The organism is Pararobbsia alpina, from assembly GCF_902859895.1.
Classification (GTDB): Bacteria; Pseudomonadota; Gammaproteobacteria; order Burkholderiales; family Burkholderiaceae; genus Pararobbsia; species Pararobbsia alpina.
The window spans coordinates 1-26,966 of sequence record NZ_CADIKM010000023.1 but is presented as its reverse complement, the minus strand read 5'-3'; the positions used below and the strand labels follow the sequence as shown (position 1 = coordinate 26,966).

At 58.9% G+C, this 26,966-nt stretch carries 26 protein-coding genes and 1 pseudogene; 6 read left to right on the top strand and 21 right to left on the bottom strand.

What is annotated here, in order from left to right; genetic code table 11:
• Positions 1-64: 64 nt before the first annotated feature.
• From HV670_RS19870 to HV670_RS19820, 11 genes are all read right to left on the bottom strand, one after another.
• The gene (locus HV670_RS19870) at positions 65-466 is read right to left on the bottom strand and encodes a 5-carboxymethyl-2-hydroxymuconate Delta-isomerase (RefSeq protein ID WP_175106587.1); all 402 of its coding nucleotides are present in this window, start codon (positions 464-466) and stop codon (positions 65-67) included.
• A gap of 10 nt (positions 467-476) precedes the next feature.
• Complete coding sequence (locus tag HV670_RS19865) at positions 477-1,295, bottom strand: DODA-type extradiol aromatic ring-opening family dioxygenase (RefSeq protein ID WP_175106586.1); 819 nt, start codon at positions 1,293-1,295, stop codon at positions 477-479.
• On the bottom strand, positions 1,292-1,618 hold the full coding sequence (locus HV670_RS19860; protein ID WP_175106585.1) for an aromatic ring-opening dioxygenase subunit LigA: 327 nt from the start codon (positions 1,616-1,618) through the stop codon (positions 1,292-1,294). The genes HV670_RS19865 and HV670_RS19860 overlap by 4 nt, the downstream gene beginning before the upstream one ends.
• Before the next feature lie 125 nt (positions 1,619-1,743).
• Positions 1,744-3,093 (bottom strand): MFS transporter, encoded by a 1,350-nt coding sequence (locus HV670_RS19855; RefSeq protein ID WP_175106584.1) that lies wholly within the window; start codon positions 3,091-3,093, stop codon positions 1,744-1,746.
• A gap of 305 nt (positions 3,094-3,398) precedes the next feature.
• Positions 3,399-4,442, bottom strand: coding sequence for a 4-hydroxy-2-oxovalerate aldolase (gene dmpG, locus HV670_RS19850; protein WP_175106583.1), 1,044 nt, complete (start codon positions 4,440-4,442; stop codon positions 3,399-3,401).
• Between the two features lie 8 nt (positions 4,443-4,450).
• Positions 4,451-5,395: an acetaldehyde dehydrogenase (acetylating) gene (locus HV670_RS19845; protein WP_175106582.1), complete on the bottom strand. Its 945-nt coding sequence runs from the start codon at positions 5,393-5,395 to the stop codon at positions 4,451-4,453.
• Complete coding sequence (locus HV670_RS19840; RefSeq protein ID WP_281362428.1) at positions 5,392-6,168, bottom strand: 2-keto-4-pentenoate hydratase; 777 nt, start codon at positions 6,166-6,168, stop codon at positions 5,392-5,394. The genes HV670_RS19845 and HV670_RS19840 overlap by 4 nt, the downstream gene beginning before the upstream one ends.
• 25 nt (positions 6,169-6,193) lie before the next feature.
• Positions 6,194-6,637, bottom strand: a complete 444-nt coding sequence (locus HV670_RS19835) for a lipocalin-like domain-containing protein (protein WP_175106580.1) — start codon at positions 6,635-6,637, stop codon at positions 6,194-6,196.
• A gap of 17 nt (positions 6,638-6,654) precedes the next feature.
• Positions 6,655-7,476 carry an alpha/beta fold hydrolase gene (locus tag HV670_RS19830; protein WP_175106579.1) on the bottom strand — a complete coding sequence of 274 codons (822 nt, stop codon included), beginning with the start codon at positions 7,474-7,476 and terminating at the stop codon, positions 6,655-6,657.
• 38 nt (positions 7,477-7,514) lie between these two features.
• Positions 7,515-8,486, bottom strand: a complete 972-nt coding sequence (locus HV670_RS19825) for a VOC family protein (RefSeq protein ID WP_175106578.1) — start codon at positions 8,484-8,486, stop codon at positions 7,515-7,517.
• Positions 8,487-8,502: 16 nt separating this feature from the next.
• Complete coding sequence (locus tag HV670_RS19820) at positions 8,503-9,189, bottom strand: GntR family transcriptional regulator (protein WP_175106577.1); 687 nt, start codon at positions 9,187-9,189, stop codon at positions 8,503-8,505.
• 319 nt (positions 9,190-9,508) lie between these two features.
• On the opposite strand from HV670_RS19820, the pseudogene HV670_RS32275 reads away from it, so the two are divergent.
• Positions 9,509-9,688: pseudogene (locus HV670_RS32275) on the top strand (transposase); the annotation flags it as partial.
• Between the two features lie 91 nt (positions 9,689-9,779).
• Here HV670_RS32275 and HV670_RS19810 read toward each other — a convergent pair.
• The 4 genes from HV670_RS19810 to HV670_RS19795 all read right to left on the bottom strand — a co-directional run bounded on the left by HV670_RS19810 (position 9,780) and on the right by HV670_RS19795 (position 15,435).
• Positions 9,780-11,042, bottom strand: coding sequence for a multidrug effflux MFS transporter (locus HV670_RS19810; RefSeq protein ID WP_175106576.1), 1,263 nt, complete (start codon positions 11,040-11,042; stop codon positions 9,780-9,782).
• A gap of 348 nt (positions 11,043-11,390) precedes the next feature.
• The gene (locus HV670_RS19805; protein ID WP_175106575.1) at positions 11,391-12,749 is read right to left on the bottom strand and encodes an MFS transporter; all 1,359 of its coding nucleotides are present in this window, start codon (positions 12,747-12,749) and stop codon (positions 11,391-11,393) included.
• A 185-nt stretch (positions 12,750-12,934) separates the two neighbouring features.
• On the bottom strand, positions 12,935-13,666 hold the full coding sequence (locus tag HV670_RS19800; RefSeq protein WP_175106574.1) for a TetR/AcrR family transcriptional regulator: 732 nt from the start codon (positions 13,664-13,666) through the stop codon (positions 12,935-12,937).
• A gap of 17 nt (positions 13,667-13,683) precedes the next feature.
• On the bottom strand, positions 13,684-15,435 hold the full coding sequence (locus HV670_RS19795) for an FAD-dependent oxidoreductase (protein WP_175106573.1): 1,752 nt from the start codon (positions 15,433-15,435) through the stop codon (positions 13,684-13,686).
• A gap of 395 nt (positions 15,436-15,830) precedes the next feature.
• Here HV670_RS19795 and HV670_RS19790 point away from each other — a divergent pair, with 395 nt between their 5' ends.
• Positions 15,831-16,634 carry a sugar phosphate isomerase/epimerase family protein gene (locus tag HV670_RS19790; RefSeq protein ID WP_175106572.1) on the top strand — a complete coding sequence of 268 codons (804 nt, stop codon included), beginning with the start codon at positions 15,831-15,833 and terminating at the stop codon, positions 16,632-16,634.
• A gap of 44 nt (positions 16,635-16,678) precedes the next feature.
• A complete protein-coding gene (locus HV670_RS19785) occupies positions 16,679-17,557 on the top strand; it encodes a shikimate dehydrogenase family protein (protein ID WP_175106571.1) in 879 nt (292 codons plus the stop codon).
• A gap of 31 nt (positions 17,558-17,588) precedes the next feature.
• On the opposite strand, the gene HV670_RS19780 is transcribed toward HV670_RS19785, so the two are convergent.
• From HV670_RS19780 to HV670_RS19765, 4 genes are all read right to left on the bottom strand, one after another.
• Complete coding sequence (locus HV670_RS19780; protein WP_175106570.1) at positions 17,589-18,935, bottom strand: alpha/beta hydrolase; 1,347 nt, start codon at positions 18,933-18,935, stop codon at positions 17,589-17,591.
• A gap of 295 nt (positions 18,936-19,230) precedes the next feature.
• The gene (locus HV670_RS19775; RefSeq protein ID WP_175106569.1) at positions 19,231-20,076 is read right to left on the bottom strand and encodes a helix-turn-helix domain-containing protein; all 846 of its coding nucleotides are present in this window, start codon (positions 20,074-20,076) and stop codon (positions 19,231-19,233) included.
• Positions 20,077-20,113: 37 nt separating this feature from the next.
• On the bottom strand, positions 20,114-20,671 hold the full coding sequence (locus HV670_RS19770) for a carboxymuconolactone decarboxylase family protein (RefSeq protein ID WP_175106568.1): 558 nt from the start codon (positions 20,669-20,671) through the stop codon (positions 20,114-20,116).
• Positions 20,672-20,895: 224 nt separating this feature from the next.
• Positions 20,896-21,528 carry an isochorismatase family protein gene (locus HV670_RS19765; RefSeq protein WP_175106567.1) on the bottom strand — a complete coding sequence of 211 codons (633 nt, stop codon included), beginning with the start codon at positions 21,526-21,528 and terminating at the stop codon, positions 20,896-20,898.
• Positions 21,529-21,603: 75 nt separating this feature from the next.
• Here HV670_RS19765 and HV670_RS19760 point away from each other — a divergent pair, with 75 nt between their 5' ends.
• Together HV670_RS19760 and HV670_RS19755 are read left to right on the top strand one after the other, a co-directional pair.
• Positions 21,604-22,386 (top strand): bestrophin-like domain, encoded by a 783-nt coding sequence (locus HV670_RS19760; protein WP_175106566.1) that lies wholly within the window; start codon positions 21,604-21,606, stop codon positions 22,384-22,386.
• A 595-nt stretch (positions 22,387-22,981) separates the two neighbouring features.
• The gene (locus tag HV670_RS19755) at positions 22,982-23,830 is read left to right on the top strand and encodes a hypothetical protein (protein ID WP_175106565.1); all 849 of its coding nucleotides are present in this window, start codon (positions 22,982-22,984) and stop codon (positions 23,828-23,830) included.
• A gap of 240 nt (positions 23,831-24,070) precedes the next feature.
• Here the strand turns inward: HV670_RS19755 and HV670_RS19750 are convergent, their stop codons facing one another.
• Both HV670_RS19750 and HV670_RS19745 read right to left on the bottom strand, forming a co-directional pair.
• Complete coding sequence (locus tag HV670_RS19750) at positions 24,071-24,892, bottom strand: bile acid:sodium symporter family protein (protein ID WP_175106564.1); 822 nt, start codon at positions 24,890-24,892, stop codon at positions 24,071-24,073.
• A gap of 120 nt (positions 24,893-25,012) precedes the next feature.
• Positions 25,013-25,414 (bottom strand): YidH family protein, encoded by a 402-nt coding sequence (locus tag HV670_RS19745; protein WP_217478464.1) that lies wholly within the window; start codon positions 25,412-25,414, stop codon positions 25,013-25,015.
• Between the two features lie 481 nt (positions 25,415-25,895).
• Between HV670_RS19745 and HV670_RS19740 the strand changes: the two genes are divergently transcribed.
• The coding region (locus HV670_RS19740) for an anaerobic sulfatase maturase (RefSeq protein WP_246257733.1) at positions 25,896-26,966 on the top strand (1,071 nt) is incomplete at its 3' end.

The window sequence follows — 26,966 nt, the reverse complement described above, 5'->3', positions numbered from 1 at the left end:
CCGAACCATACAAATGTAAGCGCCTGCAGTACTAATAGTGATAACGGCAATTCACCGCAAATATTCAGAGTTGTTGATGCCTGTTCTTGAGCCGCGCGTGAATGTTGTTTTCCTTGTACGAACCGTTTTCGTCTGCTTCTTCAACATAGAGCGAAAGGGCGAACGAACGCGTATCGAACACGGGCTGCAAATGCTCTTTCACCACGCTGAACAATTCGCTGAAGAAGCGCTTCTTGAAGGCGGGATCGCGTCCGGGGCCGATTTTGGCCGTGACGTTGACGAAGGCGTCGTCGGCCATGCCGTCGGCGATCACGTACTCGGTCAGGCGTATCGCACGCACGCGAATGCCTCCGGTCGGGAATACGCCATCCGAATCACGAAACTTCGCAGCCACCTTTTCGAGTAGATCGCGGATCCCAACCTCCGGGCCGAGGTTATCGGTGTACTCAACGATGCAATGCGGCATGTGTACCTCCTTAAACAATGTTCATGGTCGCCGTAAAGCAACCTGTAGCAAATATCGGAATGGGCTTGTAGAACAGCACTTCGCCTTTGCCCCCTGCCGCTGCCGCGACCGCGATCAGCGTGCGGATCTCGAAGGCGCCTTGCCCCCCTTCCCGGTAGACATCGTCATCCGTATAGGAGAGCAGCGCCTGCCTGTCGTTGCGCGTCCAGCGATGAAGAAAATCGCGATCCCATGCTTCGTTGATCCTTCCCGAATCCGGCGTGGCTGGCCAATGCGAAATGCCTCCGGTACCGACGATTGCAATACGCTCAGGCATTGCGTCTGCGGCACGGCGTATGGCCTCTCCGAACGCCCATGCGCGACTGATTGGCGTGAGCGGAGGCCCTTGGCAGTTGATGTTCGCGGGAACAATAATCAGATCGTCGCGCGGCGTCAGGAAGTGCAGCGGCACTGCGATTCCGTGATCGAACTTCCATTCTTCGCAATACGCGACATCGACTTCGTTCATCACCCCTTTGATCAGCCTGCGCGACAGATCAGCGTTGCCCGGCACACGCCGCCGACGGATCTTCAGGAACGTTTCGTCCTCGATTGGGCCTTCGTAGCTATCTGCCATGCCCAACGCAAAGGCCGGCATGTTGTTCATGAAGAAGTTTCCGAAATGCTCCGCTGCAATCACAATCACCGCGTCCGGCTGCGTTGCCTCGAGCGCTTCACGCATCCGTGCGTAACTTGCGTAGAAGGGATCGCGTAATGCCGGATCTGCCAGTTCTGCACGACCTGTGATTCCTGGCGAATGACTGCACACCCCTGCGAGAACAAGACTCATAGTCCGGCCACCTTTTCATCCATTCGGGTTGTCATTGCATAGACGCCTTCACGCACGGGTCCGTAGATACCGACACCGTCCCGCATTTTCTGCAGGTAATCGCTCCAGGCGATACCGCAAAGCGCTGCGAAATGCATCAGCAACTGCCCGTTCACGCCAAGCACGTAGAGCAGGCCAATGTCCTGTGTTAGCAAGGCGCGTTGTTCCTCGTCCGTCAACTCGTACTCTTTCGCTAGCGCGGGCAGATCGTCTTTGGCACGCTGCCGAGTGGCCGCGTCGCGGTTGATCTCATAGAAGACTTTCTGCAATTGATAAAGGCTCATCGCGGTGTCTCCGGGGCTCCTGGAGGATGGTGCTCGCCAATCGGCCGATATCATCGATTTCCGTAACGGCCAGCTCACCTGGTTTCAGAAAAAAGCGACCGACGGATCGGCCTACCTATGCGGTACTACAATGCATCGGCCGTTCGGCCGGTCATTGGCCGATCCACGAAATGAATCGCAACGATCCCGGCCAGGGTGACACAGACAAACATCGCAGCCACCATAAACAACGATGACGATGTCCATTGAAGATGCATTAGCGCGCCGCCCACCACGGGTCCGATGACGGAGCCGATTCGACCCACGCCAAGACTCCATCCGATGCCAGTCGAGCGCAAATCCGTTGGATAGTAGGTTGCGGACCACGCATTGATACCTGGATGGCCGCCGATAATGGCAAAGCCACTGAGAAAAATGGCCAGAAATACTGCTCCAAGGGACGTCATCACCAGTGGATTGCCAATCGCCGCAGTCGCAGCAACTCCGATGAGAAAGGCCGAAGCCAGTACGGGCAACACGCCAAAGCGGTCCGTCACTCTTCCCAAGGCCAGCGTGCCAACCAGTCCACCGCCCCACAAGGCCGATCCGGCCAACGCTGCCGTCTCCACTGAATGCCCCGCTTCGTGCATAACTGTCGGCAACCAGTTCGAAAGGAAATACATATCGAGCAGGTTCGTGAAATTAATGATCCATAGAAGAATAGTGATACTTGCCCGGCCATCCTTGAATATTTCGATAAACGGCGCGCCTTGCGATTTCTGCTCATTGAAAATGAGGCGTGCCGACGCTGATATCACCTCGGCGCTCCCGACGATACGTGCAAGAAGCCGGCGTACCCGCTCCTCGTCATTCTTCCGAAGTAGAAGAAACTGTACCGACTCCGGCAACGACACCCACAGGAGTACGGCCACGACCAGCGAAATCACGCCGCCAAAGAAAAAGACCGATTGCCAACCGAAAACAGGCATCAGCGCAGCGGCAATGAATCCACCGACCACTCCGCCGACGATATAGCCGACGGAAACCGTCATGATCGACGTCATGCGAATTCGTTTTGGACTGAATTCACCGATCAGTGCCGTCACGTTTGGCATGATGCCGCCGAGGCCCAAACCAGCCGCAAAGCGCAATGCGATGAACTCGGGGATGTCATGGACAAACCCGGTAGCAAACATGCATACGGAAAAGAAGAGCATTGCTCCAATAAGAACGGGACGGCGCCCAACCTTGTCTCCGGCCGCGCTGAGTATGAGCGAGCCGATCAGCATACCGAAGAGCCCCGCGCCAAACACCGGCGACAGCACTTCCTTCGCAATCCCCCACTCGTGAATGACAGCGGGTGCGACATAGCCGATTGCCTGAACGTCGAAGCCGTCCATAACGAGGCATATCGCACAGAGCATGAGAACCAGGAGGCGGTAACGCCCTAAGGGGCGGGTATCGATCAGATCACCAACATCTACAACAAGTGCCATCTTTGTCTCCTCAGTAGCTCTAATTTATTGAAATGTGATGGCAATTATCTTGAAAGCCGTCCATCCGAACGCAATTGCATACACCAGACGCAGCTGCCTTGAGCTCACTCAAGCCAAGCTCTGAAAGTCAGCGCCACCGCCACCCGGTCATCCTCGCGCGAGCTTGGCGCAATTAACACGTCAGGAACCACCGAGTCTCCCCGCGCGCGTGCTTGTCCGCCGTGTCCTTCATGCGCCAAACGATGACGCGTCACGTTCACTCCCAGGCCGCGGCTGCTTCTGAATTCGCGCCGTGCACACGCCATTCAGCGTGTGACAGCCTCTACCCCGCTGTCCTTGCGTGCGTCTAGCAGATCCAGCGCGACATCCACGATCATGTCCTCCTGTCCGCCAACCATCCGGCGGCGTCCGAGTTCAACGAGAATGTCGATTGTCTTCAGCCCATACTTCGCGGCAGCCGCTTCCGCATGGCGCAGGAAGCTGGAGTAAACACCGGCGTAACCGAGCGCGAGCGTTTCGCGGTCGACGCGCACCGGCCGGTCCTGCAACGGACGCACGATGTCGTCGGCGGCATCGAGCAGACCGTACACATCACAGCCGTGATTCCAGCCGAGCCGGTCGGCCGCCGCGATGAAGACCTCCAGCGGTGCGTTCCCCGCACCCGCGCCCATGCCGGCGAGACTCGCATCAATGCGGTCGCAGCCCTCTTCCACAGCCACGATCGAATTCGCCACGCCCAGCGACAGGTTGTGATGCGCATGCATGCCCGTCTGGGTATCGGCCTTCAACACGTCCTTGAAGGCACGAAAACGCTCGCGCACGCCGTCCATTGACAGCGCACCGCCCGAATCCACGACATACACGCAGGTCGCGCCGTAGCTCTCCATCAGCTTCGCCTGCTGGGCGAGCGCCTGGGGTGGCGTCATATGGCTCATCATCAGGAAGCCAACGGTATCCATGCCGAGTTCACGGGCATATTCGATATGCTGCTTCGAAACGTCGGCCTCGGTGCAGTGTGTGGCCACACGTACCACGCGAGCGCCCGCGTCGTAGGCATTGCGCAGGTCGTGCACGGTGCCGACGCCCGGCAACAGCAGTGTCGCCACGCGGGCATGCCTGACCGTTTCCGCTACTGCAGCAATCCATTCCACATCGCTGTGCGCACCGAAGCCGTAGTTGAAGCTCGATCCCGACAGACCGTCACCATGGGCAACTTCGATCGAGTCCACCCGTGCGTCATCGAGCGCCTGAGCGATTGCCTTGACGTTCGGGATAGTGTATTGATGGCGAATCGCGTGGCTGCCATCTCGCAACGTCACGTCCGAAATATAGAGTTTGCGGTTGTTCATCTGCGGCCTCAGGCAACAAGCGGCGCAAGCCGCGTCTCAGCGATACGTTCGGCACAGGCGAGCGCGGCCGAGGTCATGATATCCAGATTGCCCGCGTAGGCAGGCAGATAGTGTGCAGCCCCTTCGACTTCGAGGAAGATCGACGTCTTAAGGCCGTGCTTCGGGCCCAGGCCGGGTACGTTCAACGGTTCGCCCGGTTCGACAACGTCGAACTGCACCTTTTGCTTTAACCGATAGCCTGGCACGTACGTCTGCACGTCTGCGACCATCCGTTCGATGCTATCCGATATCGCCGTTCGGTCCGCCATCTGCGACAGCACGAAGACCGTGTCGCGCATGATGAGAGGGGGTTCGGCCGGATTCAGGACGATGATCGCCTTCCCGCGTGTCGCGCCGCCGAGGCTTTCGATCGCATTGCGCGTCGTCTCGGTGAACTCGTCGATGTTCGCTCGCGTACCCGGGCCCGCCGACTTGCTCGAGATCGATGCGACGATTTCCGCGTAGTGCACCTTTGCGACGCGTGACACGGCCGCAACCATCGGGATAGTGGCTTGCCCGCCGCAGGTGACCATGTTGAGATTTGACGCGTCGAGCTCGGCGTCAAGATTGATTGCGGGAATCACATACGGGCCGATCGCTGCGGGCGTCAGGTCAATCATCCGTATCCCCGGCTTCGCCTCTCGCAGTCGGGCGTCATTTTGCACATGCGCACCGGCGGAGGTCGCATCGAACACGACTTCAATATCGTCGAATTGGGGCAAACGCAGCAATCCCTCCACGCCGTCCGAAGTGGTGGCAACACCCAAGCGCGCTGCGCGCGCCAGACCATCGGAGGCGGGATCGATGCCGACCATCGCCACGATTTCCAGGCGTTTGCCATGCCGCAGGATCTTGATCATCAGGTCAGTACCGATGTTTCCCGACCCGATGATCGCCGCTTTGATTGTCTTCATCGAATTTCCTTTTGCTTGCCGAAACCGACCGAAACACTGCCGAGGCCATCGATGCTCGCCTCAAAGCGATCGCCAGCAACGACCGGCACCATCGGGCCCAACGCGCCAGTGAGTACAATATCGCCCGCCTGCAAAGGACGCCCATACCGGCTCATCGTGTCGGCCAGCCAGAGGCAGGCGTTCAACGGATTGCCAAGACATGCGCGACCGTTGCCCTCGGATACCGTCTCCCCTGAACGCGACATTCGTGTGGAGCAGGCGGTCAAATCGATGTCTCGTAAAAGCACGGGCCGCGTGCCGAGGACGAACAGACCGCTCGACGCGTTATCGGCAATGGTATCGGCCAGTCGGATATCCCAATTGGCAATGCGGCTATCGACAATCTCCAGAGCGGGCAGGCAACAATCCACCGCTTGCAGCAGGTCGGCGTACGTATGGCGCTCGAACACCAGATCGCGCTTCAGGATCAACGCGATTTCGGCTTCGATTCTTGGCTGCAGCAGTCGCCCAGCCGGAATATCTTCGCCTTCCGGCATCGCCATGTCGGCGAACAGCATGCCAAAATCAGGCTGGTCGACACCGAGCTGCTGTTGTACGGCTCGTGAGGTCAGACCGATCTTCCTCCCGACTAGCCGCCTTCCGTTGGCGAGCCAATGCGCGGTGTTGTACTCCTGTATTGCGTATGCGTCGTCGGTGCTCAGTCCTTCAAGCCTCCCGCGCAGGGGCTCAACGGGCACCGCGTTGGTATAGGCCATGCGCAGGTTCTCTGCCATGTCCCGGAGCTTTGAGAGCCTTGCATCATTTGACACTTTGGTCATCTCCGGCTCGACGCCACGTCAGATTTGCACTGCGAGCCTGTTCGGTTCCCTCTTCCAGTCTGGCGCTCAGACGCAATAAACCATCCTTTAGGCTTCCTAGTCGTCTTTGCACCCCGCCTTCCCAGTCTGGGAACAGACTGTGCCTGACGTGATGAATGATCGTATCGCCCTCGATTTCATAGCCGCCGGCATAGCTCATATAACTGTTGTAGGCAGCGGCCTTCTCGGCATCGGAGGCGGACCATTGCCCTCCAGACGCGAAGCGTCCACGCTGAGCCCTTTCAATGACGAGAAACATGCCATGTGGGCCGTAGTCGATGAAGCCCTGCAAATGCTGTCCCATCGGATAAACGACACGCCCGTCGTCGTACTCCTGAGTCCAGGAAACAATTTCCCACCGTCCACGGATATCTGCCTTGTTCAATCTCATCTCCTCAGCTTTCACAAGTCGGCGCACAGGAACTCGGACACCACGCGTGTAAAGGCCGCCTGACGTTCGATTTGTACCCAGTGGCCGCACTCACCAAAAACATGCAAATCAGCACGCGGAATCAGGCGCAGCATGCGCTCGGACACTTCGAGCGGGATCACCTGATCGTCACGTCCGTGAATGAGAAGTGTCTGGTGCGGCAGCGCCCGAAGCGCAGACTCATCCTGCGCGAGCATCTCGACGCCCTTCTGGCGTGGTTCCGGAAACAACTGGGCAAAGCGGGTCTGGACATCGTCGCGAATACTCGCCGCATAGCGCATCGCAATGAGGTCATCATTGATAATGCTGTGATCGTATGCGAACAGCTTCATCAGCTCGGCCATTGCAGGAATGGACGGCTGATAGCCCCACACCTTGTTCAGCCCGTCACTGATCGGAAATGAAAGACCGACGGCGCCCATGAGTACCAGACGCTTCACACGGGCCGGGTGACGATGGGCCAGTGCCAGTGCAACGGCACCGCCAAAGGAGTTACCGACCACCGATACGGAGCCGACATCCAGCGCATCCAGTAAATTCAGCAACTGGGCAACCCACGCATCCAGATCCAGTTTCGTGTCGACAGGGCAACTGCTGTACCCAAAACCCAGCATGTCGGGTGCAATGACACGTGCACGTTGTGCGAGCGTTGGAATGATGCCTCGCCAGTTCGCCCAGGCGGTCACGCCTGGGCCTGACCCATGAATCAACAAGATTGGGCTGCCTTCACCGAGATCGTGGTAATTGACCAGGCTTTCCCCAAGCTGAATGCTTTTGCCGATCTCAGGCGGCATGGATTTCGCAGACTGTGGTGTGTGGAGTATCGAGTTCATCATCGAATTTTTTTGGAAAGTGGCGCAGAACCTTGCGCGAGAGGCGCCATCGGTGCACGAACACCACGTGCCGCCAATGCGTTAAGTTGCTGACGCGCCTTCTCGCGTTTCTCGGGCGGTAACCATGTTCGCTCGTGCCCCCAGAGACTGAGGCCCGGCAACTCCTCCACCTGCCACGCTCCATCAATCAATCGTGCGCCCCAACCGAGTTCCAGCAGCCAGCCATCGGGTGTTCGCACGTAAAAGGACGTGATGTGGTCGTTACTATGCCGGCCTAGAGAAACGCCAATCGATTCCGGGTGTTCGAGCGCCATGTCAAGCGCACGGCCGACATCGTCCCAATCGTTGTATTCGAGCATCAGGTGGTATATGCCGGCGCCTGTTCCGGTATCGGCCAGACCCACTGTGTGATGGCGCGGGTTCACATGGAAGAATTCGACCGGAAACGGTTCGCGAGCGAAGTCGCTCATACTGAAATGCAGCACGTCCTTGAAAAGGGCAGACATTGCGGGAAAGTTCCCTGCCTTCAGGGCGACATGGCCCATGCCGAGTTCGCCCGTGCGAAAGCCGCCGATTGGCCGGCCTGGCCGCAATGCACTGGCAGCGTCTTTCAGCCCGTATGCGACCTCGACGCGACTGCCATCTGCATCGATGAAATGAAACATATCGGTCACGCCGCGTTTCGTGATTTCTTCCTCGACGCCTGGCACCACGGAATAACCCGCACCCGTCAGGTCCTGTGCGACTCGGGCCAATGCTGCGGCATCGTCTACCTCGAAGCCCATCGTCAGCGCCGACGGCCCCGTGGTTGATTGCAGCAGTAGCCTCTGGACCTTTTCGTCCATGCGCAAGCGCACTACCTGATCCTCACTGATTACGTCCGCATGCAAACCGACGAGGTTGATCGCCAGTTCGCACCACTGCGCCAGATTTGGCGTTGTTACCACGACATAACTAAGCGTCTTGATCATCTGCTGCCCCTTGAGATCAACGGTCTGCACGCTCGCGCATCACGGCAAGCACATTCATTCCGGTACGTTCGATGTGATTGCGCAGAATGTCGCAGGCCACGTCGGCGTTGCGATCCACAGCCGCCTGGTACATCGCCAGATGCTCCTGCGTGACATCTCGATCAGGTTCGTGCGCCTTTAAAAACACACGGCGATAGCGGTCGCCCATGTCGTGCAACGTCTTGCAAAATTGAATCAGAATCGGCGACTGGCAGGCGCCAATCAACGTCGAGTGAAACGCGTGATGGCGCTCTTCCCACGCATCCACTTCGTCAGCCAACCATCGCTTCTGCTCAAAATTTCTTAGACGCTGCAATGCAGCCATCAGGCTGAGATCCCAGCTTTCGTCGCCATGGCGAATCGATTCGCGCAGCGCCTTAAGCTCCAGATCAACACGAAGCGTCTTGATATCGATGAACTCTTCCAGTGAGACTGGAGCCACCCGATATCCGCGCTGCCCAACCGGGATCAGCAGCCCTTCAGCGACAAGCCTTGAGAGGCCCTCCCGGATAGGGCTCAGGCTGATGCCGTAAGCCTGCCGCAACCCTTCAAGCGGTACCCGCTCGCCAGGCGTTCGGGTACCTGCAAGAATTTCCATCCTCAGACTTTGGACAAAGTCCGCAGTTAGCGAAGGAGAAGTACCGGTATTCGTCGATTCACTCATGGTCAACCTCGAAGTTCTCCTTGGTCAGACCCGTGGCCCATGCCTTCCACTGCCACTCCACGGGCGCCTACGATATATATGACGTCATACATCACATATCATGTCGATAACTATATCGGATATTTTGATCGTCAACACATGGTTGCGGGTTAACACTGATTCGACCGGGAAAACGGAGAAATCCTTTCTGGCAAATGCATTGATCTGGACACTCATGAGACTCGACCGGGTGAGCTTGCACCAGGAATTGCGGACCACGATGAGCTGGAGATAGGGGCGCATCCGGGCTCGGAGGGCGTCGTGAAGACGAGCCGATACAGTGACGAGGAAAATCGTGCGGATCTTGCGCGAGGCGGACAGGAATTCGATTGCCGAAGTGGCCAAGCGCAACGGGGTGAGCGAGGCGTCGATCTACGCGTGGCGCAAGCGCTTCAGTGAAACGGTGAGCGACGGCGTCAAACGCCTGAAGGGCTTGGAAGCGGAAAATGCCAAGCTGAAGAAGCGGGTAGCGAACGCGATCTTGAGATCAGCCTGCACTACCAGACGCCCGGCGAATATCGCCGGGCCCATGAAAACTGCGGGTTACGCGCTTACGCCACCTTGCCGTTGCGGCGTACGGCTACGTCGGGCTGCGGTTGCCCCAGATGTCGCAGGAGCTTTGTCACCATCCCGACGACACCGAACGCGAGAACCACGAAGAACACCGCGAGCGGCGTCAGGGTCTGCACCGACAAGAAGCCGGCGAGCCCCATCATCGCTGACGACACCAGCAGCAGTGCACACCCGAGGATCGCGCTCGTCAGGCCTGCGACGTGCGGGAATAGCGAATTGCCTTTGGCCATCAACGTCGGATACATCGCGCCTGCGCACAAGCCCATCACGAGCACCGGTATCGCGAGCGTCCATACGCGCAAGCCGACCGTCAGCGCGAGCAACAACATCGCAATCGACGCGGCCGCCATCACGCGCGCACCGATGTACAGCCGCTGTTCCGCAGTCGGCAGACGCGCGCCGTGCACGCGGTTCGACAGGCCGCCCAAGAAAAACATCATCCCGATACCGAGCGCCAGGTAGCCGAAATAGGTCGGCGGCTTGTGCAGCGTGTTCTGCACCATGAACGGTCCGACGACGTTGAATACGAGCAAGATGCTGTAACACAGGCCCTGCGCGAGGAAGCAGCTCTGAAACACCGGGCTCGAGAGCACCTTGCCCGCGTTTGTCACTAGCGTGCGCGGCTCCAGGCGCACCGGGCGCTGCAACGTTTCGCGATAGCGCCACACCACCCCCCACATCACGAGCGAATAGACAAGCAGGAAGACGAGACAGGCCTGCCAGCCAAACCACGTCTGCAGGTGGGCACCAATCACCGGCGCAACGATCGGCGCAAGCCCCCAAGCGATTGCCATGTAGGTGAACGTATGCATCAGCGCCTGCCCGGAGAATGAATCAGTGATGATCGCCTTCGCGAGCAGGTTGGTGGTGGCGATGCCGAAGCCCTGCAGGCAGCGGGCGAAGAGAAACGTCTCCAGATTCGGCGCGGCGAGCGACAGCAGGCAGCCGATCGTGAAGAGTACGAGACCGAACGCCAGTACGCGCTTGCGCCCGTAAGCGTCGGCTACGGGCCCGAAGACGAGTTGGCCGAACGCGTAGGCCACCATGTAGCCGGAAACGCTCGACTGGATCGCCTGAGGTGAAGTTGCGAAGAAACGCGCCATCGCAGGTAGGGCGGGCACGTAGATGTCGATCGCGAGCTGCCCGGCAGAGGCGAACAGGCAGATCAGAAACAGCAGGAAGCGCGGCGAGTTCGGTGCGCTCGCGAGAGGGACAAAGCGGTCGGAGATATCGTGGTTCATGTAAGCATCGAAGAAGCGGATTCCTGAGATGCAGCATCGCTCCGTCCGAATATCGAATGCAGCGCGGTGCGGCGCTATCGCCGCGTATTGTGCCTATCCTTTCGCGATTCGACCCGATTACCATTCCAAGTAAGGGGTTTGACTTTGCGTCGAACGTCACTTTGTGGCCGGCCCCTGCCAAACGCAAACGGCATAGGTGGACCGAATCTCGCCAGGTCGTGAGCCGATGCCGGACGTCCAGCCATGCACGCACGGCCGGCGAACCGATTATCGGCCCCCGTTCCAACCTTATTGGTAGTGCGCTGCCGGCCTCCTTTCACTAGCCCATTCGTGGACGGGCTGGCTGAATCAACGAGCATCAACACCCGCATCCAGAACCATTCTGCTCACCGGCCGTTCATGACGTGCTTTGAGGCCCGTAGCAACAATGCAGATAGCGATTGGTACGGTCAACGCGAGAAACAGTTGGCTGAAGTTCCAGTTGCTACCAAGCAATACGCCACCGAGGGACGCACCTAAGATCGCGCCAAATCGACCAACACCCGTCATCCAGCTCGTTCCGGTCGCGCGCATCTCGGTTGGATAGTACGTGGCAGCCATCGCCGTCCATGACGCGTTCGTCGAGTTGATGCAGTAGCCGAGCAGAAACGCAAGGACCATCACCAGCGAAAAGCCCGCGCTGAATTGCGAAAGAGCAACCGTGAAGATGGCTGCACCAATGAGCGTCAAGGAGACCACTTTGTGCGAGCCGAAGCGGTCCATTTCCCAGCCGATGATGATGTTTCCCAGTGTCCCGCCCACTTGCAGCATCGCACTGATAAGCGCGGCGTCGGCCATCGTGAAATTGTTGTCTTTGACGATGAGGGGCATCCAGCTGTTGAGGAAGTACACCGTCATCATGTTCATGAACAGCCCGACCCACAAGGCTACGGTGACCGCAGTATGGGGTCTGCCCATGATCGCTCTCACTGCGCCCTTGCTCGCCACCTGCTTTTCGACTGACAGGAACTGCGTGGACTCCCCCACCGTTCGGGGTGAGATCTGATTGATGATCCGCTCCAGCTGCCTGCGACCCGCGCGCCTTACCGCCAGGAATTTCGCCGATTCCGGCAAGGCGACAAAGAGAACGAGCGCCAGCACGAGGGGTGCTACTCCTCCGACGAAAAGTACCGATGGCCACCCGTACACCGGAATGATCGCGGTCGCGATAAATCCCGCACCCGCGGCTCCGAGGGTGAAGCCACAGTAAATGACCGTCACCATGAGCGCTCGATATCGACGCGGAGCGTATTCGGAGGCAAGCGTAGCAGCGTTCGGCTGAGATGCACCAAGGCCAAGCCCTGTGAGAAAGCGCATCAGCGACAACACCGCCACGTTGGGTGACCACACAGACGCCAGGCTTACGAGACCAAACACAACGACCGCAGAAATGATCACCTTGCGTCGACCGAAACGGTCCGCGAGCGGGCCGCCTAGCAAGGCACCTACCGCGAGGCCAAAGAGCCCCATGCTAAAGACTGGAGCCAATGCAGCTCGGGACAGCTTCCAGTCGGCTATCAGGGCCGGCGCGACAAATCCCATCGCAACGACATCAAAGCCATCAAGGATCAATATGAACAGGCACAGCAGCAATATCTTCCAGTGAAACGAGCCAAAAGGTCGCGTATCAAGAAACTCTTGGATATTAATTTTCTCAGCGAACTCCATCCCGGTCTCCTCCGTCTTGGTTTTTATGCATTGCTAAATTACTGAACGTCTTTTTGTATTTTTGAACGAACATTCCGTCATGCAACGGTCCCTTGCATGGACCTCTCAACGCTTGCAGTCCTGCCAATCAGGCAAGGGACCCTCTTTAGCGGCCGCGATTGATCGCAACCGCGGCCGCCGGCCCGCTACCCGCCGACGGCAACATATCGGGTCACCATCTCACTGATATTGGCGAGTCGTTGCTTGAGCGCATTGCGTTTCATCAGGTCCCGTCCAAAAACGATCCCGAGAGTGTGGCGATTCGATACGTATGTGTATCCGAGTCCCGTTATAGACAGGTACAGGTCGACCGGGTCTATGCCGTCACGGAAGACCCCGGAAGCCACACCGCGTTGCAGAATGCGCGAAAGCGTGTCGACAATGGTCGAGTTGAGCGTCGGCGCGAAGGCAGACTGCTTGATGAACCGGCCACCGAGCATGTTCTCGCCGTTCAGAATGGCAATGAATTCCGGATTCGCGATGTAGTACTCAAAGGTGAACGCAACGAGTTTCTGCAGCGCGTCCTCTGGCTCCATCTCCTCCAGTTGCAGGGCTTGCTCTTTATGCCGAATATCGGCGTACATCGACTCGAGCACCGCAACGTAGAGGCCTTCCTTGCTGCCAAAATAGTTGTACACCAATGCCTTGTTGCTGTCGGTATGCGCGGCGATGTCGTTAATGCTCGCGCCCCCGTAGCCTTTCTCAGCGAACTCCTTTCGCGCCGCGTCGAGAAACTCCTGTTTCCGACGCTCGGGGGCGCGTTCGCCACGTCCAACTGCGGTCTTTTTGGCTTTTGTGTTGGCGGCGTTCATTCTGCGTAGGGGTTCGGGTGCCAGCGCGGTTTGCGCCGGCGGATGGGGTATTGTCAACTCATCCATTATATTTGACCCTTGATTCAAGCCGCCGACGCGTACGGCGCTGGCTGTGTCATCGCCACCTCGTCGATCCGGCCCACCGCGTCCTTTGCTGCGAGGTATGCAAAGGTCAAAGCCGGTCCGATGGTCACGCCGGGACCCGGGTAGGTCCCGCCCATCACCGACTGCATGTCGTTGCCACATGCATAGAGGCCCGGTATTGGTGTGCGCCCTTCGCCCAGAACGCGGCCTGCCTCGTCGGTCACCAGTCCCGTGGCCGCGCCAATGTCGCCGGGATACAGCCGCACGGCATAGTACGGGGCGGTTCCCATCGTTCCAAGACACGGGTTCTTGAACCCCGCTGAGGCGTCGCCGTTAAATCGTTGATACTCGGTTTCGCCCCGGTGAAATTGGGGGTCCATGCCATTGGCAGCGTTTGCGTTCATCTCAGCAACCGTCTCGGACAGCGTCCTTGCGTCGACGTTCAAGCGTTCGGCCAACGATGCGAGATCGTCGCCTTTGATCAGATAGCCGTCAGCGAGAAATGGTGCGAGTCCCTTCCCACCAGGCCTCACCATGCCAAGACCGTATTTTCGAAGCCCCACCGCATCGGTGAGCAAAAACGCCGGGACGGTTTCGCGGTCCTTCTGTGACTGCATTGCAAGGCCGAACCGATGATACGAGATCGCTTCATTGACAAACCGACGGCCCGCACGGTCGACAACCAGGGTGCCGGGCTTGCCGCGGTCCATCAGGAAATGCGGGAATACCGCGGTCGACCCGTCAGCCCTTTTTCGTAAGGACACCGGCGCCCAGAAAGCGGAAGTCGTTGTCCCTTTTCCGTACTGGGCGCCCGCCTTGATGGCGAGGTCCTGGGCCGCGCCCGTTGCTCCTGGCGCACACGCGCACCATTCTTCCTTGATGTCCGGCAACATCGTCTGCCGGCGGGTCGGGTGCCGATTGAATCCGCCGCTGGCAAGCACGACCCCGCCCTTCGCGGCGATTCGACGACGCGTACCGTCCTGGGAGACCGTTACGCCTGACACGCCGCGCGCGTCGCTGTGCAGTTCTTCAACCCGTGCGCGAACCAGGATCGACACCTTTCGATCCAGCAGGGACCCGAGCAGGCGGCCAACCAGCGCGTTCCCCATCACAAGTCGTGTGCCCCGCGGCTGCCCCATGCGGTCGACGGCATGTCGCCCGACAATCTTGATGCTGTGTGCCAGGGAGCGAAAAGACCGGGTCATTTTAAGCAGATGACCGATGTCGTCCTTGTCCACCATCATCCCGCCCAGCACAGTGAACTCCGGGATCGGCGGCCGCACGAGCGAGAACGCCCGCCCGAGTGTTCGGCCGTCGAATGGAAGCGGCTCCAAAGCACGTCCACGAACAGTGGCACCCTCCAGTTCTGATTGATAGTCCGGGTGATACGGCCGCGCACGGAATTGGACCTGTGAATGTGCTTCCAGAAACGCAACGGCCTTTGGCCCCGCATCCAAAAAGGCATCGCGAAGCGCGCCAGTGGACTCGTCGCCAACAACAGCCTGTAGGTAGGTGCGCGCCCGCTCGGGGCAGTCGTCCCCTCCCACCGCTTTCGTGTGCGATGTACAGGGGATCCAGGTCGTACCGGCTGAGTACGCCGTCGTACCGCCGACGTATTCCGTGCTTTCAATCAGCAAGACACGAGCTCCGCTTATGGCGGCACACAACGCCGCCGTCATCCCGGCGCCTCCAGCGCCGACCACGATGACGTCGTATTCGTCGTCCTGCGGATATTGGGCTAATACCTTCATTACGATTGTCCTGATTCCTGGGGTGCTAGCCGGGCTCTAACGGCGCCCGGGCTGAGCGGCGTCTTACTGAGTGACGTCTTACTGACTCATGCGCTGGGCGACAGCATCGATCTCAAACAGGTGCCCCTGATTGCCCAATCCGCCAGTTTCTCCTGCCATTCTGGCTGGGAAAGTGGCACGAAAGTCTGTTCGATACGCTGATATTAAATGAACGTTCGGTTAACAACAACGATGATGTACCCCCGGTTTACACCTAGAAATTAGCCGTTGCGCTGGCAATCGCAGGCGACCGATAATAAATAAACGTTCGGTTAACAAATGAAAGGTGATCCATGGCATTGTTGCCGTCAAGTAAGGCACCGATTGGCACGGCCGGCCCATTGCCGATTGAGCGGATGGCACTCAATCTGGTAACCGTAGGCCTCAGTACGCCCCTCGAGCCCACGTTGGATGCGTGCGTGCGCCTCGGCATAAAGGCGGTCGCGCTCTGGACCCAGAATTACCGGGGAATGGGATCCCGCGTTGCAAGCCAAATGGTTCGGGACCGAGGCCTCGCCGTAACCGGAATCTGCCGGATGTCGGGTTTCGGCGAGGCAACGGACGACAGCAGCTGGCGTGATGCCATCGACGACGCACATCAGTTGATAGACGATGCAGCTGAATTCCGAGCAGGGTCGATTACTGTGATCGGCGGAGGCATGCCTAAGAATTGCGGCACGATTCTCGACACTAGAGAGCGGATTCTCAAGGGTGTGAAAATAGTGGCTTCTCACGCCCGCGAAGTCGGTGTGACGCTTGCTCTGGAGCCCCTTCATCCGATGGTTGCGGCCGAGCGAGGCGCGATCTCAACGCTTGAGTACGCGAGCTCGCTAGCTCGCGAATGCGGAAGCGGCGTCGGCGTGATGGTGGACAGCTACAACGTATGGTGGGACCCCGCCCTGCATGCTTCGATTGCGTCGGCCAATGGCCTTATCGCCGGCTACCAGGTTTCAGACTGGCTCGTTCCGACGACTGACCTCGCTTTCGACCGCGGGATGATGGGCGATGGCGTGATTGACCTTCGGGGCATCCGTTCTCGCGTTGAAGCAGCAGGGTACAAGGGATATGTCGAAGTCGAAATCCTTTCCCACAAGATCAGCGCATTGGCTATCGACGATCTCATCAGCCTCGTCAAGGAACGCTTTACTGAATTTGCCTAAACGCCTTTTCCGTTCCTTTCAAATAAACTTTAGCCATGAGCAAGATGCCTATCGCCGTCAGTGGTGCTGATGCCGCTTCCACGGTTTCGACAATCAGCGGTGCTACCCGTGTTTATTTCATCATTGGTGATCCGATAGCGCAGGTGAAGTCGCCCGAGGGCGTCACGAGAGCCATGCGCTCGCTGGGACATGACGCGATAGTCGTTCCAATCCATGTAAGCAGCGACGATCTGCCCGCATTTTTTGCAAGCGCCGCCCGAATGAAAAACGTCGACGGCATCATCGTTACTGTGCCTCATAAGTTTAGCGCGGTCGGGCCGTGCACGACGCTGTCCGCCGAGGCGGAGTTTCTTGGCGCGGCCAACATGCTGCGTCGTACCGCGGACGGCAACTGGCATGGCGGCATGTGCGACGGCGCCGGATTTGTTGCGGCTCTGGTAGACGGAGACTACGCTCCGCACGGAAAACGCGCGCTGCTGGTGGGGGCAGGCGGTGCGGGGTCGGCGATCGGCCACGCGCTGATGAATGCCGGCATTTCGTCGCTCGACATACGTGATAGCGATGAGGCGCGCACCACGTCGCTGACCGGCCGCCTCAACGCGCTGCAACGGGGCGAGGCACGACGCGTGTTACCCAATGTGGAGGCGCACACCTACGACATCGTGGTGAACGCCTCCCCGCTCGGCATGCGTGCGGACGACCCGCTTCCGATCGACGTGTCACGTTTGCCGGCCACGACTCTTGTGGGCGATGTCGTTACGAAGCCGCCGTTGACACCCTTGATCGAAGCGGCGCGTGCGCGCGGATGCCTGACCGTGACCGGTCTGCAGATGTTCGACCGCGTGTGCGACCGGATGGTGGAGTTTCTATTGGACTCTGCCGTCTCCCAGATTTCGCGGACGCAGTGGGTTTCGCCCACTTGAAGTCACTTGCCACCGGCGCGGGCTAACGATATCAGTTGTTTCGGCTCACCGGCGCCGGATAGTCTTTCCACAGCCATTCGAGTGCTTCGGTCATGGTTTGTGCTTCGGTGGCATCGTCGACGTGACCGGCATTGCGGGAGAACACGAACTGGTAGTGGTAGCCCTCGGCGGCGAGCACGCGCGCCATGTCCTCGTTGGCCGCCGTCCAGTCATGCATGCCATCGGCAAGAGGACCGACCGGATAAAAGAGATCGCGATCACCCGCCTCGAACCAATACCGGATCGGTTTGCGCGGCGAGTTCGGGATCAGCGGCGCGCCATTGGACGCGCTTGCAGGCGTCACCGTTTTTCCCGACACGGTCAGGTTCGGCTTGATCGGCCCCGACCACGCATCATGGTACTGCCATGCGCCACCAGGAAGTGCTGTGTCATGCGGCCACTGCTGGTTCACCATCGTTGGCGAATAGCCAAGCACGCGGTGATAGAGATCGGGACGGAACCAGGCCATGGTAAAGGCGGCGGCAGCACTGGAGCTGAAGCCCATGGTCGCACGACGATCCGGATCCTTCGTCAACCGCACATGCGCATTCTGTTCGACACGCGGCAACACCTCCTGCTCGACCCATTCGGCATAGGTGCCGGACACGGTGTCATATTCGCGGCCCCGTTCGCTGCCCTGCGCGTCCTGTCCGCCGGCGCCTATGCCGATGGCCACCATCGGCGGCAGCTTGTGCGCGTGGATGAGGTTGTCCAGCACGTTGAACAGCACCTGCTCCTTGAAGAAGCTGTGCCTGCCGCCATCACCGTACACGATGAATGGCGCCGCCGTGCCCGGGACGTAACCGGCCGGCACATAGACATCGACCTCGCGACTCCAACTGCCAGGATGGCTCGCGGGCACCAGAAGATCGGACTTGTCGCCAGGAGCGGTCGAAGAAGAATTCACCGCCGAATTCTGGCATCCGGGCATATCGTCACGAACCATGCCGGGCCGGTAGATGACGCTGTCTGCCGAGGTCATGATGAAGGTATGGACCGTGCCGTGCGGTACATTGGCCTGAGCAACAGCCTCTGGCGACGGCCGATGCGTCGGACCGATGATGAAGTTGCCCTCGCTATTGATCGACGGAACCTGGCCATCCGGCAGTTCTGTCGCTTTCGGATAGTTCGGATTGTGCGGGTCGCGAGTGGGCGGAGTCGTCTTCAGATCCAGCCCCGCCATATCGATGAAGAACGGCGCCTTCGGATCGCTTGTGTTGGCACCAGCCGGAAGCGACGTGGGTGATACGCAAGCGGTATCGGCGGCGATAGCCGGCGCGACAGCAGCCGTCGAGAGCAGTGCCACCACGAGAACAGCATGGGCTTTGGCTTTGGTCATCTGTGATCTCCTCCCTATCTGGGTACGCCGGACCCGTTCGACTTCTGTACCAGCGATACGTACAGTAGTCGAATCGGAGAGACAACGTCAAGCCTGGTGTATGAGCAGTGGATCGCCTCCACACAGACGGATAGCGAGCGTCTCTGGTCGGGACCCGTTTCGGCCGTTCGATGCGGGACCTGTTGATGACAGTTCCAGGAGGTCAATCCGACACCCAAATGACAGCGATGTGCGCGCGGGTCCACTGACAGTAGCGGCCCCGGCAGGAGAACACGACTGGACATCCACAAGGCGCTCAGCGTTCCTTTGAATGCGCTGCAAGCAGTTGCTGATGGCGTGCTTCGGTTGCATCGTCGGCAGGGAACATACATTCCAGGCGTAGCTCCTGCGCGGCAACATTTTGCGGTGTTCCAACGCTCGTTATCATCGAAAAATAGCGAAGAACCACGCCCTCGCTGATGAAACCAAGCGGAATAACCGGCATCGCGGGCGCCGCGGACGGCGCATGATACGTCTTCCAGTCGCGCGGCACGTCGGGATACGCAAGCAGTTCATCGAGCAGACCTCTGGTGCTGCCGTCAATCACGTGGCCGACCGATTCGCGATACACCCGTTGCAGCAGGCTTCGCGAGACGTTGTCCCAATCCGCTACAAACGGGCGCATCCCCTGCGGATCGAAGATCAGATGCAGCATGTTGCGTGGACCTTCGCGCGAGGCCATGTCGATGAAGCAGTTGAAAAAGCGTGGTGCCGCGTCATTGGTCATCAGCACGTTCCAGTGGCGATCCATCACGATCGCCGGAAACGGTTCGTGCTGGCGAACGACCCGTTCGAGCGCACGGACGACACCGTGCATCTCCTGTGCGTTCCACGGTGCCTCCGAATACACGGGTGCGTAGCCAGCGGCGAGCAGCAGTGCATTGCGCTCGCGCAGCGGCACATCGAGCGTCTGCGCGAGGGTCAAAAGCGTGTCTCGGCCCGGCACGCTGCGTCCGCTTTCAATGAAGCTGATCTGGCGCTGCGAGACCCCGGCCTCGAGCGACAGATCGAGTTGACTCACGCCACGCACGTCTCGCCAATAGCGCAACAAACTTCCAAGTTCACTCGGGGGCACTTTCGGGTCGGGACGGGTGACGTTCATCGGATTACTTTATTCGAGGCGGACGATTGTGGCGGACTCAGGGTGCGGGCGCATGCCAGGCAAATTCCTCGAACGTCGCTTCGAGTGCTGGCTGTGTAACGCTACCGGTGTAGTTCGTGATCGTAGATGCTGCAACCACCGCAATGACCTCGAGTATCTGCTCGGAGCTGAACCCCGCTTCGAGGAAGCGTCTCTGGTCCGATTCGGCAAGGCGGCCGCGCGTTTCGATCAGCGTACGCGCCAGCGTTGACAGCGCGGCCAGTCCGAGCTCACCAGGCAGGCCGCCGTGCCGGATTGCGTCGACATCCGCGGGATGTACGCCCTCCTTCAACGCGAGCGCGGTGTGAAACGCGACCGGCCACTCACTAGCGTTCGTGACCGCGTTGGTCAGCAGCAATGTCTGGATCTGCGGCTCCGTCAGACTGCTCGCATGCACGCGCTCGAACAGGCCGATGAAGCCGTTGATCAACACCGGTGAAGCGGCCATCGAGGCCGCGATGTTCGGGATCAGGCCGAACGCCTGTTGCAGTTGCTGGAGCACGGGCTTCGATTGCGCTGGCGCGGATTCGATCGTGTGAGCGGGATAGCTGGACATGGTATCTCCTTGACGGTGAGCGCCACCAGATCGATGGCGCGACAGCCAAAGAGTAGAAGCGGCTGCGCTGTACGCCAATTACATCGAATGTAATCGCCGTGCGGCGCGAAGCCCAGTTGGAAGAGTATGGATTCGATCTGCACACACCTCGTTGAAGCGGACCCGGCATCCGGCGGATGCTTCAGCCGTCCCTATCGTGGTTTCCAGGACCCATCGATCATCAATCAAAACTGGACCATGTCGGAGCGCGTCACATTCATATTCTTCGCGACGCTGGCCGGTGCGTTTAACAGAATCCATGTCGCGGACAGTTCGGCGAACGGGTCCGGAGCCGAGAGCGTGTCGACCGGCACCGCCACTTTGAAGCCGCGCAATGATGCGGCGCTTGCGGTGTAAAGAACCGCGCCTTGCGCGACAGTTCCGGTGACGATTACGGTATCGATGTGGTTCGCCTTCAGTACAGCTTCCAGCTTGGTGCCAAGAAACTTGTCGACGCCCGAGTGCACTACCGTCTCCTCACCCTTGGGGGCAAGCATTGGAGGCACCGACTTGATGGACCCCGTCGGTGTCGTGCTGTAGACGACCATCATCTTGTGCCGGCGCGCAGCGTCGAGCAATGCGGCGACCTTCGGTAACGAGGCGAAACAGGTCGGTCGCTGCGTCGTCGTGCAATTTCCAGTGTCGAAATCGAGCACGAGCAGCGCGGTATGGGCGGGATCGACCGTTACGGAGGTCAGAGTCGGCGACGGCGGCAGATGCACCGAATTCCAGGAACTAATAATGTCATCCGCCTGCGCCAAGCCGCCGAACAGCGGGACAAGCGCGACGGCACAGCGCAGGATACTAGAACAACGCATGGAACCTCCTTCTATAAGTTGAAACGAAGCAACGACGATGTTGGATACTACGACGAAAGCATGGAGTAAGCGCCAATGACCAGTAGCTGGTTACATAACCTGCCATTATGGCAAATGACCCTCGTTGCCTTTGGTGCGACATGTCTCGCGGCCACGGCGGTTCACGTCGTCACCAGCTGGCTTGCTGCCGGTCCGTATAGACGGTCATTTATGGCAGTGTCGCCCGGCTTGCTGTCTCCAATCGGTGTCATCTTCGGCTTGCTCATCGCGTTTACTGCCGCGCAGGTCTGGAACGATACGGCGCGCGCCAATGTTGCGGTCGCCACCGAAGCCGGTGCGCTAAGATCTGTTGTTGTCGTGTCTGCCGTTTTGCCAGAAGAGGCACAGAACCAGCTACGAACGCTGGTTCGGGATTACATCGAGTACACGGTAAATACCGAATGGCCAATGATGGCGCAAGGAGCTGCCACGCTGAAAATCAGTCCTCCTTCGTTGAACAAGGCGCTTCAGTTCACGCTTTCACTGGCGGTAAATACGCCCGGACAGCAGACTGCGCAGCGCCAGGTGGCGACGTCCCTGGAGCAGGCTCTGGAAGCTCGTCGCGAGCGTATCCTGGTTAGTCGCTCCGAAGTTAGCGGTCTCAAGTGGGCATGTCTGATCTTTCTGGCCGTCTCCCTGCTGTTCGCAATCGCGCTGGTTCATTGTGAGAACCGACTGACCTCTGCCGTAGCGATCGGGCTTTTTTCAGCGGGACTCGCTACGACCATCCTGCTGATCCTTTCGTACGATCGACCCTTTTCAGGAGTAGTCACCGTGACGCCCGAACCGCTATTGCAAGTGATGCCCGCGGATCGCTGATCATTGTTGCGAAGGTGGGTCATGCACGATGCGCGTGAAACTTCGAAAACTGCAACGCACGGTAAAGACCGCCAACACAATACCTGGGATGCTCCAGGCCAGACCAAAGTGGCTCAAACCGATGACGAAAAGAGCGGCCACGGCGCTGACGGGTGCGAGCTATGCGGCAAATCCGACCGGCTACTCGCTTCGCTGCAATGTTCGCGAAGCCCGTGCAAGCGTAATCAATCAACCAACGATGACAGACCGGGTAGCGATGCCCGGTCCGACCTGAAAGATCCACTGTGTTCGCAATTATCAAACGCTATGCTTTCGCTGCAATCTGTATCGGTGTGCTCGCGCTGTACGCTGTACCATTCTTGATTCATTGAAGGCCTGCAAGTCACACCACGGGTAGAGGGAGCCGCGCGACACAGAACGAGATTGCAGCTCCGCCAGCAGCCATGCGAACCGGGCATGCTGGGTCGGTCGCCGCACAGCGTCGAAGCCAAGCAGGACGTTACGTGGACCAAAGTCCAATAGTGCTAATACGAGGCGTGACATATTCTTGGTAAGGACGACGTGAAGCCGCTGGACGGTGGCGGGTTTGAAGCGCATGCGTGCCACCCTGCAAACGCACGATGGCCTGGATGAGGTTGCAGACATGCAAACGAAATCGTCGCGGCGAATGGCAGCATGGTTGGTCGGCGCATCGCTGAGCATTCCCACCATACCGGCACACGCCGCAGAGCAGGCCGCGGATCAGGCCGCATCAAGCTCGCAGGAGGGCTGGCAGTTCTCGCTGACGCCGTATCTGTGGCTGGCTGGCCAGAGCGGCAACGTGAGAATCGGACAAGTTATTCCCGGTCAGAACGTGGATGCGCATTTCTCCAGTATCTGGCAAAACCTCGACTTCGGGGTGATGGGCACTTTCGAAGCTCGCAAGGATCGCTGGGCGATCATCGTCGACGGGTTCTACGTTAACGTCTCGACCACGTCGGACCCGATACTCGGCGGGCGATTGGGCACGGCACGCTTGCAACTGGACAATGGAATCGTTCAGGCGGCGGGCGCCTATCGTATCCTGCCTAGCGAAAAGACACCGGTGGACCTTATCGCCGGCCTGCGCTACACGAATCTCAACGCTAAGCTCTCCTTCTCTACCAGCCCCGTGTTTCCGGACGGTGTCAATCGAAACTCGAGTGTCGACTGGGTCGACGGATTGGTGGGCGTGCGTGCTTTTTACCGATTCACGGACAGGTGGTCGGTCATGGGCTACGCGGATGTCGGTACGGGAGGGGCCAAGTATTCGTGGCAAGTGGTTGCGTCGCTATCGTGGGATGCGTCAAAAACCATTGGCATGACCGCCGGATACCGGATACTCGCGCAGGACTACAACACCTCTTCCTTCTACTACAACATCAGGACGGCAGGACCATTTGCTGGCGTGCACATCAGATTCTGAGGCTGGTTGCCATGCTGTTCTGGCGAGTGAGCATTCGCCGTGGAGGACTCGATCGTGAAACGACCCGAAGCACGTGCGCGAGGTCGTTCGATCCCGACAACTCGTGATCACTGTGAAGCCTTGAGCGGTTTGCTTGCTGCGGGAGTCGTTCGGCGTCGCCTCTCGTCGCTGTTGACTCGTAAAGCACTCCATGGTCGACGAAGACATGACACGAGTACACTAGGCCATTATGCTTGGGGATTATCGTCGTCGCCAGGATAGATAGATACTCGAAACGATGAAAGCGGTGACGAAGTACGCAACGACAAGTACGGCTGTTCTTACACCGACAAACTCCGTTGCGACGATCAGCGCAACGCCGACGTGCCGAGTTGCGCAGGCAATGGCCAGCGCCGTTCGGTCATCGCGATTGGGCCCGCCAAGAAGCTGACCGATGAACAGTGCGAAGATCATCAGCCCCACGAGCGCGAGCACGCCTTGCCAACTGAGACCCACCAGGTGCTGCCTATGGATAACCAGCAGGATGATGCCGGACGCTGCCAGGACAACCCCGGCAATCATGATCACCCGGTCCGACAGCCGTTCCGACCAGGCCGGGAAAATGGCACGAAGCCCCATGCCGATCATGATCGGCAGCAGAATGGTTTTAGCAATGTCTGACACGACAGTGCTTGCGGATAGCTCGACCGTGACGTCGAAGTAGGCGCCCAGCAGCGCCGCCCACAGCGGTACGGCGACAATGGCGACGAGCGAGGACGTAATTAGCAAGCTAAAGATGAATTCCTGGCTATTCAGTCTCTTGAGTCTTTTGGGAAGCAGTGGGGCTCCCGCAGACACCGCGAGCACCAGCATCGCCGCTTTGACCCCTCTCTCGATGGACATGATCAGCACAAGGCCGAACGCGACCAGGGGAACCAGCAGATACATCGCTGCAAGGGAACGGAGTAATAGCCCGGGCCGCCGCCATAGATAGGTCAGCTCCGAAGGCGAGGTTCCCGCACCGACGCAAGCGATAAGCACGACAATGGAGACCTTCAGCAGGATCATCAGGGTTTCAGTCACGACACCGGCGCCTTCGTAGGTACAGCGACCATGTGATCCCGAGTGCGATCTATCCGAAGCGGCATTGATCCACGATCTCGGCTGGCGGAGACGCTGCTGCACGCAGCGTCTCGCGTACGCTCAGAGCAATCTTATGATGATGCTTAGAAAGACAAAGCTACCCGAACAGGCCATGACCAACGCAACAAAAAAAGTGGGCCGCCAGATGCTGACTGGCTGATACTCACGCAGACTGACGATGGTTCGCCAGTACTCGATCGTTCCCAGTACCATTGAAACCGTGCCCATCCCGGTGAGAAAAAGGCCGACGCTTCGAGGACTATGCGGATGGTTCAGATGAACGCCCGCTTCCATAAAACCCTCCAGCACCTTGTAGATCGTAAAGCCGAAGCTGATCATCGAAAGCGCGGTACGTATCCACGCCATCAAGGTACGATCGGCCGCCATCAGCGTGCGCGTCGTCGCGAGGTCTGTCCGCTCCTCGGCCAGTTGGTTCGCTGAGCGCACTTCCACGTTAGCCACGCGACTCTCCGGATGGGTTCTCGGCCCGGGTTGCAACAGCGAATTCCGGGTACTGTCACAAATGGAAATCAAGGCGCCCACATGCGTCAACGTTAATCTAGTTCATGGGACGCGCGATTGCGAGAATCTCCCACTTCGAAGGCATGGGGCAACCTGAGCGAGATAGTGCTTGCTTCATGCGTACTTATGTATTTGCTTCTTTAAGCACGATCGCGGCACCGTCACGGATGTTCAACGCTTTGCACGCTTGAATGGTGCGAGGATCAGCCTCGTGTGCGGGACCGGCAAGTCCGCGCAGTGCGCTAGATTCGGAAATCACGAAATTGCGTTTGCTTTCCAGACGCAAGCTGCCTTAAATACCAATCACGTTTGTGTCTGCGACTCGCTCCTTCTGGATACGTACCCACTGGCATGCTGAGGCGCCTGGCGGACGGCGTCGGGCAATCTTTTTGGCACTCTGACAATCAAAGGGGTTGCGGCGATGGAAGCCACGTTGCTGTCTCGCGCTTCAATATCGAGTATTGACGATCCCCTGACGGTCGAAAGTCGGCCAGCGGATGCGCCGCCCTGCTTCCATTTGCTGGCCAAGCCCAGCGGCTCCACCTGCAACATCGACTGCAAATACTGCTTTTTCCTGTCGAAAGAGGCGCTCTATCCAAACGAAAAGCATCGGATGTCCCAGGCGACGCTAGAGACCTACATTCGTCAGTTGCTGGAGTCGCATCGCACCCCAGAGGTCACCGTCGCGTGGCAAGGCGGCGAGCCCACGCTAATGAAGGTCGAATTCTTCAGGCACGCGGTCGAATTCGTCGAAAAGTACCGCAGGCCTGGACAGGTTGTGAAGCACACTTTTCAGACCAACGGCATTCTTCTCGACGACGAATGGTGCGAGTTCTTCAAGCAGCACCACTTTCTCGTGGGCCTGAGTGTTGATGGTCCGCGTGAACTTCACGACACCTTTCGCGTCGATCGCCATGCGCAGGGCACCTTCGATCTGGTCATGGGCGGGTGGAAGCAGCTGCGCAAGCATGGCGTTGAGTTCAATATCCTCTGCACGGTCAACTCCGCCAACCAGCATCATGGCCGCTCGGTCTATCGCTTCTTTCGCGATGAGCTCGGCGCGAGGTGGATCCAGTTCATTCCGATCATTGAGCGCGCAACGGAACAGACGATAGAGCTGGCGAATCGGGGCTGGAGCGAACACGCGGGCCGCAAGCGCGTGCTGTACACCCAGACCGGCAATCTTGTCACCGACCGTTCAGTCGGCGCGAAGCAGTATGGCCTCTTCCTCATGGACATCTTCGAAGAGTGGGTGCGCCACGACGTCGGTCGCGTCTTCGTGCAATTGTTCGATGTGACGCTAGAGGCCTACTTCGGTCGCCATTTGTTGTGCATCCACGCACCGACCTGCGGCCTTGGCCCCGCCCTCGAGTACAACGGGGATCTGTATTGCTGCGATCACTTTGTCGAACCCGGATACCGGTTGGGCAATATTCACGAAACGCACATGCTCAAGCTCATGGCGTCGCCCGAACAGCGTAAGTTTGGACTG